The 8,570-nt window shown below is 69.1% G+C and carries 6 protein-coding genes; all 6 read left to right on the forward strand.

Going from position 1 to position 8,570, the window contains the following annotated elements; genetic code table 11:
• The first annotated feature begins 52 nt into the window (after positions 1–52).
• Positions 53–1,252 carry an argininosuccinate synthase gene (locus ACWPOB_RS26725; protein ID WP_100059037.1) on the forward strand — a complete coding sequence of 400 codons (1,200 nt, stop codon included), beginning with the start codon at positions 53–55 and terminating at the stop codon, positions 1,250–1,252.
• Positions 1,253–1,398: 146 nt separating this feature from the next.
• Positions 1,399–2,820: an argininosuccinate lyase gene (argH, locus tag ACWPOB_RS26730; protein ID WP_100057746.1), complete on the forward strand. Its 1,422-nt coding sequence runs from the start codon at positions 1,399–1,401 to the stop codon at positions 2,818–2,820.
• A 127-nt stretch (positions 2,821–2,947) separates the two neighbouring features.
• Complete coding sequence (locus ACWPOB_RS26735) at positions 2,948–5,911, forward strand: AMP-binding protein (RefSeq protein WP_455402673.1); 2,964 nt, start codon at positions 2,948–2,950, stop codon at positions 5,909–5,911.
• 43 nt (positions 5,912–5,954) lie between these two features.
• Complete coding sequence (locus ACWPOB_RS26740) at positions 5,955–6,188, forward strand: Trm112 family protein (RefSeq protein WP_100057745.1); 234 nt, start codon at positions 5,955–5,957, stop codon at positions 6,186–6,188.
• A gap of 2 nt (positions 6,189–6,190) precedes the next feature.
• Entirely contained in the window at positions 6,191–6,808 is a 618-nt protein-coding gene (locus ACWPOB_RS26745) for a DNA-3-methyladenine glycosylase (protein WP_455402671.1), read from the forward strand.
• A gap of 7 nt (positions 6,809–6,815) precedes the next feature.
• Entirely contained in the window at positions 6,816–8,093 is a 1,278-nt protein-coding gene (gene tyrS / locus ACWPOB_RS26750) for a tyrosine--tRNA ligase (protein WP_455402672.1), read from the forward strand.
• The last annotated feature ends 477 nt before the right edge of the window (positions 8,094–8,570 follow it).

The raw sequence follows: 8,570 nt of genomic DNA on the forward strand, positions 1-8,570 counted from the left end.
GCGCACCGAGCACCGATAGACGCAAGTTCAATCAAGAAGGAGCACAAACACAATGGCCGATCGCGTCGTACTCGCCTACTCGGGCGGGCTGGACACCTCCGTCGCCATCAGCTGGATCGGCAAGGAGACCGGCAAGGAGGTCGTCGCCGTCGCCATCGATCTCGGCCAGGGCGGCGAGGACATGGAGGTCGTGCGCCAGCGCGCCCTCGACTGCGGCGCGGTCGAATCCGTCGTCGTCGACGCCAAGGACGAGTTCGCGGAGGAGTACTGCCTGCCGACCGTCCAGGCCAACGCCCTCTACATGGACCGCTACCCGCTGGTCTCCGCGATCAGCCGCCCCCTGATCGTCAAGCACATCGTCAAGGCTGCCCGCGATCACGGCGGCACGGTGGTCTCGCACGGCTGCACCGGTAAGGGCAACGACCAGGTCCGCTTCGAGGTCGGCTTCGGCGCCCTCGCCCCCGACCTCGAGGTCATCGCCCCCGTCCGCGACTACGCCTGGACCCGCGAGAAGGCCATCGCCTTCGCCGGCGAGCACAACCTGCCGATCAACGTCACCAAGAAGTCCCCGTTCTCGATCGACCAGAACGTGTGGGGCCGTGCCGTCGAGACCGGCTTCCTCGAGGACCTCTGGAACGCCCCCACCAAGGACGTCTACGACTACACCGAGGACCCCAGCCTCAACTGGCAGGCCCCCGACGAGCTGATCATCACCTTCGAGAAGGGCGTGCCCACCGCGATCGACGGCCGGCCGGTCACCGTGCTCGAGGCCATCCAGGAACTGAACCGCCGCGCCGGCGCCCAGGGCGTCGGCCGCCTCGACATGGTCGAGGACCGGCTCGTCGGCATCAAGAGCCGCGAGATCTACGAGGCCCCCGGCGCGCTCACCCTCATCCACGCCCACCAGGAGCTCGAGCACGTCACCCTCGAACGCGAACTCGGCCGGTACAAGCGCCGCGTGGAGGAGCGCTGGAGCGAGCTGGTCTACGACGGCCTCTGGTACTCGCCGCTGAAGTACGCGCTCGACTCGTTCGTCCAGAACACCCAGGAGCACGTCTCCGGCGACATCCGGCTCGTCCTGCACGGCGGCCACATCGCCGTCAACGGCCGCCGCAGCGCCGAATCGCTGTACGACTTCAACCTCGCCACCTACGACGAGGGCGACAGCTTCGACCAGTCCAACGCCAAGGGCTTCGTCCAGATCCACGGCCTGTCCTCCAAGGTCGCCGCCAAGCGGGACCTGGGCCTGTAGTCATGACCGCCCCCGACGCCGAAGGCATCCAGAGCCACGATGCCGAAGGCATCCAGAGCCACGATGCCGAAGGCATCCAGAGCCACGATGCCGAAGGCATCCAGAGCCACGATGCCGAAGGCATCCAGAGCCACGATGCCGAAGGCATCCAGAGCCACGGCACCAACGAGGGCGCCCTATGGGGCGGCCGGTTCGCATCCGGACCGGCCGCCGCCATGGCGGCACTGAGCAAGTCCACCCACTTCGACTGGGCGCTCGCCCCCTACGACGTCCGGGCCTCCAAGGCGCACGCGCGCGTGCTGCACAAGGCCGGCCTGCTCAGCGAGGCCGACCTCGCCACCATGCTCGACGGCCTCGACCGGCTCGGCGCCGACGTCGCCTCCGGCGCGTTCGCCCCAGCCGAGTCCGACGAGGACGTCCACGGCGCCCTCGAACGTGGGCTCATCGAGCGGGTCGGTCCCGACGTCGGCGGCCGGCTGCGAGCCGGCCGCTCCCGCAACGATCAGGTCGCCACCCTGTTCCGGATGTGGCTGCGTGACGCGGCGCGACGTATCGCCGACGGTGTCCTCGCCGTCGTCGACGCGCTCGCCGACCAGGCCGCCGCGCATCCCGCCGCGGTGATGCCGGGCAAGACCCACCTGCAGGCAGCACAGCCGGTGCTGCTCGCGCACCATCTGCTCGCGCACGCCCACCCGCTGCTGCGCGACGTGCAGCGGCTGCGGGACTTCGACGCGCGTGCGGCGGTGTCCCCGTACGGCTCGGGAGCGCTCGCCGGCTCCTCCCTCGGCCTCGACCCCGACGCGATCGCGGCAGAGCTGAACTTCGACTCCGCCGCCGAGAACTCGATCGACGCCACCTCGGCGCGCGACTTCGCCGCCGAGGCCGCGTTCGTGTTCGCGATGATCGCGGTTGACCTCTCCCGCATGGCGGAGGAGGTCATCCTCTGGAGCACCCCGGAGTTCGGCTACATCACCCTCGCCGACGAGTGGTCCACCGGATCGTCGATCATGCCGCAGAAGAAGAACCCGGACGTCTCGGAACTGACCCGGGGCAAGGCAGGTCGCCTCATCGGCAATCTCACCGGCCTGCTCGCCACCCTCAAGGCCCAGCCGCTGGCGTACAACCGGGACCTGCAGGAAGACAAGGAGCCGGTGTTCGACTCGGTATTGCAGCTCGAGCTGCTCCTGCCGGCGATCACCGGTCTCGTGTCCACCCTGACGTTCCACACCGATCGCATGGCCCGGCTGGCACCCGCCGGTTTCACCCTCGCCACCGACATCGCCGAGTGGATGGTGCGCCAGGGTGTCCCGTTCCGCGTCGCACACGAGGCGGCCGGGGCGTGCGTGCGGGCGGCGGAGGCGCGCGGCGTCGGCCTCGAGGAACTCACCGACGACGAGCTGACGGCGGTCGACCCCGCGCTGACGCCGCAGGTCCGCGAGGTGCTCACCGTGGAGGGATCCATCGCTTCCCGCAACGCCCGCGGCGGCACCGCGGGCGTCCGGGTAGGTGAACAGCTCGACGGAGTTCGTGCCGCCGCTCGCGCGCTGCGGGACTGGGTGCGCAGCTGACCGGCCCGCTCGGTGAACAGGGCCATCGCCTCGACGTAATGTGGCAGGCTGTCATTCCTGACAGGGTGGACACACGCAGAACTCGGCGGATGGGAAGAGGTTCGTGGCACTGGGCGGTGGATCGGTGATGGGGCCCCTGCGGCGCGTGGTGGCGACCGCGCAGAACGGCCTCGAGGTGGTCCGTCACGGCGGTCTGGAAACGGGGGCGACACCGTCGCCGTTCCAGATCGTCGAGCGGACCGGCATGTACAGGCTGCGGCACTACTACCCGGAATCCGACGCCGCCGAGAATGCTGCTCCGGTGGTGATGGTCCCCCCGATGATGATGTCGGCGGATGTGTACGACGTCACCCGCGAGACCGGAGCCGTCGGCATCCTGCACTCGATGGGGCTCGACCCCTGGGTGGTCGACTTCGGCTCCCCGGACCGGGAAGAAGGCGGGTGGGACCGCACCCTCACCGACCACATCATCGCCCTCGACGAGATCATCGATCACGTGCACGAATACACCGGCCGTGACATCCACCTGGCCGGGTACTCGCAGGGCGGCATGTTCTGCTATCAGGCCGCGGCCTACCGCCGCAGTCGGCACGTCGCCAGCCTGATCACCTTCGGCAGCCCCGTGGACACCCTGGCCGCCCTGCCGTTCGGGATCCCCGAGGGCGTCGCCGTCCGGGCCGCCGACTTCCTCGCCGACCACGTCTTCAACCGGCTCGCCATCACCGGGTGGATGGCCAAGACCGGCTTCCAGTTCCTCGACCCCGTCAAGACCGTCCGTTCGCGCATCGAGTTCCTCATGCAGCTGCACGATCGGGAAGCCCTCCTGCCGCGCGAACCCCAGCGCCGCTTCCTCGACACGGAGGGGTGGGTGGCCTGGTCCGGTCCTGCAGTGGCCGAGTTGCTTCGCCAGTTCATCGTGCACAACCGCATGGTCAGCGGCGGCTTCGTCATCAACGACCGGGCCGTGAGCCTGGCCGAGATCACCTGCCCCATCCTCGCGTTCGTCGGCGAGGTGGACGACATCGGGCAGCCCCTCGCGGTGCGCGGCATACGCAAGGCCGCCCCCCGGGCTCAGGTGTTCGAATACTCCTTGCGCGCAGGCCATTTCGGACTCGTCGTGGGTGGCACCGCGGCGCGACAGACCTGGCCCGCCGTCGGCGAATGGGTGCAGTGGCGGGAGGGGCACGGCGACCGGCCGGTCGGCGTCGGCCGGATGGCGATCCCCGAGCTCCACGCGGAAGGAGAGACCGGGGTGTCCGTCGCGGCCCGACTCACCCACACCGTCGCCACCATCGCCGAGGTCGGTGTGGAGGTCGGCAAGGGCATCGCCGACCTGGCCTCCGAAACGGTGCGCGGGGCCCGGGAGCTGTCGGGGGAGGCGGCCCGGGCTCTTCCGCGCCTGGCCCGGCTCGGGCAGATTCAGCCACGCACCCGCATCTCGCTCGCCAGCGTCCTGACGGAGCAGTGCCGCAAGGGGCCGCACCGCGAGTGCTTCATCTACGAGGACCGCGTCTACACCTTCGCCGACGTCAATCGGCGGATCGACAACGTGGTGCGCGGGCTGGTGCACTCCGGTGTCCGCCCCGCCGCCCACATCGGTGTCCTCATGGACACCCGCCCCAGTGCGATGGCCGCGGTCACGGCCGTCTCCCGCATCGGCGCGGTGTCGGTCCTGCTCCCGCCCGGCCCCGACCTCGACGAGGCCATCCGGTTGGGCGCCGTCCAGAAGATCATCACCGATCCCGAGAACCTCCAGCAGGCGATCGCCACCGGCATCCCGGCCTTGGTCCTCGGTGGTGGCAGCATCCGCGAACTGGACATTCCTGCCGGCGCCGACGTCGTCGATCTCGAACACCTCGACATCACCACGGTCGAACTCCCCGGCTGGTATGCGCCCGACCCCGGTGTCGCGCGGGAACTCGCCTTCCTCCTGTTCACTGGGAGCGGCGACACCCTGGAGATGCGTCAGATCTCCAACCACCGATGGGCGCTCTCGGCCTTCGGTACCGCCACCGCCGCCGCGCTGGGGCGTGGTGACACGGTGTACTGCCTTGCCCCGCTTTATCATTCGTCCGGTCTCCTGGTCAGCTTCGGTGGCGCTCTCGCCGGCGGCTGCCGCATAGCCCTGTCCCACGGCCTGGACCCCGCCCGCTTCAGCGAGGAAGTGCACCGCTACGGCGTCACCGTCGTCACCTACACCTGGGCGATGATGCGGGACATCCTCGACAGCCCGGCACTGCACATCGACGAGATCCACCCCGTCCGCCTCTTCATCGGCTCGGGCATGACGCCCGGCCTGTGGCGGCGGACCCTCGAACGCTTCGCTCCCGCCCAGGTGCTCGAGTTCTATGCCTCCACCGACGGCGAGATCGTCCTGGCCAACGTCTCGGGTGCCAAGATCGGATGCAAGGGACGGCCGCTGCCCGGCAGCGCCGAGGCACGCCTGGGCGCGTGGGACCCGACCACCGGGCGGCTGGTGGAGGACGCGCGGGGCTTCGTCCGCGAGAGCGCCGACGGCGAGGTCGGCCTCCTGCTCGGGCGGCCCAGCGCGTCGACGGAAGCGCTGCCCGGCGTCATGCGGGGAGTGTTCGAACTCGGCGACGTGTGGGTGCCCACCGAGAACCTCTTCCGGCGAGACCAGGACGGTGACTACTGGCTGCTCGACAGCAAGCACAGTGTCATCCGCACCCCGCACGGACCGGTGTACGGCCAGCCGGTGGTGGATGCTCTCGGCGGTATCCCGCGGGTCGATCTCTGCGTCGTATACGGCGTGCGCATCGGAGACACCGAAGTGGCCGTGGCCGCATGCACCCTGCGCGAGAACCGCGCGCCGAGTGCCGCCGAGATCACGGCGGCACTCGACGCGGTTCCCGCCCCGGAACGGCCCGACCTGGTCCATGTCGTGCCGCACATCGCACTCGGGCCCACGTATCGGCCGATGTCCGGTGACCTGCCGGCACGGGGCCTGCCGAAGCCGACGGTGCGGTCGTGGTTCGCCGACCCGGCGACCGGAACCTACAAGCGGTTCACCAAAGCGGTCGCGGCGAGATTCACCGGCGTCGGCGCAGGTCCGGCACCGGGCGCACGGTAGCCTGGGGCCGTCCGAGTCCCGCACCACCGTCGAGAGGACCACCGTGGCTGTCGATCCCACGCTGCTGAGCATCCTGGCCTGCCCGCAGGACAAGGGGCCGCTGCTCCTCGTGGACGATTCGGTCCTCTACAACCCGCGGTTGCGCCGCGCGTATCCGATCGAGAACGGCATCCCCGTCCTCCTCGTCGACGAGGCCCGAGAGGTGACCGACGCCGAACACGAGGACTACGTCGCGCGCGGCGTGGCCGGCTGGACCGAGGACCGGGTGGCGGACTGAGCGTGGCGTTCGAGCGGCTCACCGGGGTCGACCCGCTGACTGCGGCGCACACGATCCTCGGCGCCACGCTGTGCGCGGGCGAGGTGCTCCTGCGGATCACGGAGGTCGAGGCCTACGGCGGGCCCGAGGACGGTCCCTGGCCCGATCCGGCGGCGCACTCCTACCGGGGACGTACGCCGCGGAACGCGGTGATGTTCGGCCCCGCCGGCCATCTCTACATCTACCGCAGCTATGGGCTGCACCACTGCGCGAACATCTCCGTCGGGCCCGACGGAGTGGCCGCGGCGGTACTGCTGCGAGGCGCCGAAGTAGTCGCGGGGGAGGAGATCGTCCGTGCCCGGCGAACGGCCGGGACTTCCGCACCGAACCTCGCCCGCGGACCCGGCAACCTCGCGGCCGCCTTGGGATTGACGCTGGCGGACAACGGGATCGATGTGCTCGACGATGGCGCATCCGCGAAACTCACTCTGGGTGACGTCGACCGGGTCGCGTCGGGCCCACGCGTGGGCATCAGCGTCGCGGCCGAACGACCGTGGCGGCTGTGGATCCCCGGCGCCGTGGGTGTGTCGGCCTACCGGCGCAGCCCGCGCGCGCCGGCCGCTCCCCGTCGGATGGGATGATCGAGCGGTGACTGAGCACATCCTCGACGAACTGACCTGGCGTGGACTGATCGCCCAATCGACCGACCTCGACACACTCCGCCGCGATCTCGCCGCGGGCCCGGTCACGCTCTATGCCGGATTCGATCCCACCGGCCCGAGTCTGCATGCCGGTCACCTCGTGCCGTTGCTGGCCCTGAAGCGTTTCCAGCGAGCGGGCCACCGACCCATCGTGCTGGCGGGCGGCGCTACCGGCATGATCGGAGATCCGCGGGAGGTAGGGGAGCGGACCATGAACTCGGCGGACACGGTCGCCGAATGGGCCGAACGCATCCGCGGTCAGCTCGAGCGGTTCGTGGACTTCGACGACTCGCAGACCAGCGCGATCGTCGTCAACAACGCCGACTGGACCTCCTCGCTCAGCGTCGTCGACTTCCTCCGCGATATCGGCAAGCATTTCTCCGTCAACGTCATGCTCGCTCGCGACACGGTGAAGCGCCGGCTCGAGGGCGACGGCATCTCGTACACCGAGTTCAGCTACATGCTGCTGCAGGCCAACGACTACGTGCAGTTGCGTCGTGAGCACGGGTGCACGCTGCAGGTGGGTGGGTCGGACCAGTGGGGCAACATCATCGCGGGCGTCGAGCTCAACCGACGGACCGACGGCGCCGCCGTGCACGCGCTCACCGTCCCGCTCGTCACCTCGGCCGACGGCAAGAAGTTCGGGAAGTCCACCGGCGGCGGAAGCCTCTGGCTCGACCCGGAGATGACCACGCCGTACGCCTGGTACCAGTACTTCGTCAACGCCGCGGACGCCGACGTCGTGAAGTACCTGCGGTGGTTCACGTTCCTGGATCAGGACGAACTCGCCGAACTCGAGACGGCGACGGCCGAGCGGCCACAGGCGCGCGAGGCGCAGCGCCGCCTTGCCGCCGAAATGACGACCCTCGTTCACGGAGAGGCCAACACCCGGGCGGTCGAACTCGCGAGCCGGGCGCTGTTCGGTCGTGGAGAGTTGGCGGACCTGGACGAAGCGACCCTCTCGGCCGCGCTGGCAGAGGCCTCCGTCGCGGAAGTGCACGACGGGCAGCCCGGCACGATCGTCGACCTGCTCGTCGCGACCGGCCTGTGCGAGAGCAAGGGCGCTGCCCGACGCACGATCAAGGAGGGGGGCGCCTCCGTGAACAACCAGCGAATCTCGTCCGAGGAGTGGACCCCGTCGAGTGCGGATCTGCTGCACGACCGCTGGCTCGTCCTGCGGCGAGGCAAGCGCAACTTCGCCGGCGTGCGAGTCGAACGCGGCTGAGCGCACTACCGCCACCGCCGACGGGCCGCTGACCTGCGGATTTGACGGCCCGTTAGCGGTGGCGTAACTTTGTCGTCGTTCGAGCGACACGGACACCGACCCGGACCGAGAGGTACGGAAAGAGGTTATGTCCTGATCGGTCGAGCAGCCAGCACGAAGATCGCAGACAGTGTTTGCGTCCGCGAGCTCGGAGTGTTAGGCTAGAACGGTTGCCCCGGAGCAAGGCGCGAAGGCGCGGAGCGATGGTGTGTGCGTGTTCTTTGAGAACTCAACAGTGTGCCGATGAATGTCAGTGCCAATTATTTTTTGGTGCGACCGCTCCTCTTTTCGGGGGGTGGTTGTTGCTGGCTGCCGCATTCTTCCGTCTGTGGTGGTCAGTGTTTTGCTAGTTTGAGTTTTTTGCTGGTGATTTGGCTCGATGTCTATGACTGATCGGCCCTTCGGGGTTTGATTGTGAGTCTTCAACGGAGAGTTTGA

Source organism: Rhodococcus sp. 2H158 (genome assembly GCF_053764755.1).

What these genes read in the sequence shown, in the direction of transcription:
- ACWPOB_RS26725 (WP_100059037.1), top strand. Translation starts at nt 53, where the DNA reads ATGGCCGATCGCGTCGTACTCGCCTACTCGGGCGGGCTGGACACCTCC.
- ACWPOB_RS26735 (WP_455402673.1), top strand. Translation starts at nt 2,948, where the DNA reads ATGGGGCCCCTGCGGCGCGTGGTGGCGACCGCGCAGAACGGCCTCGAG.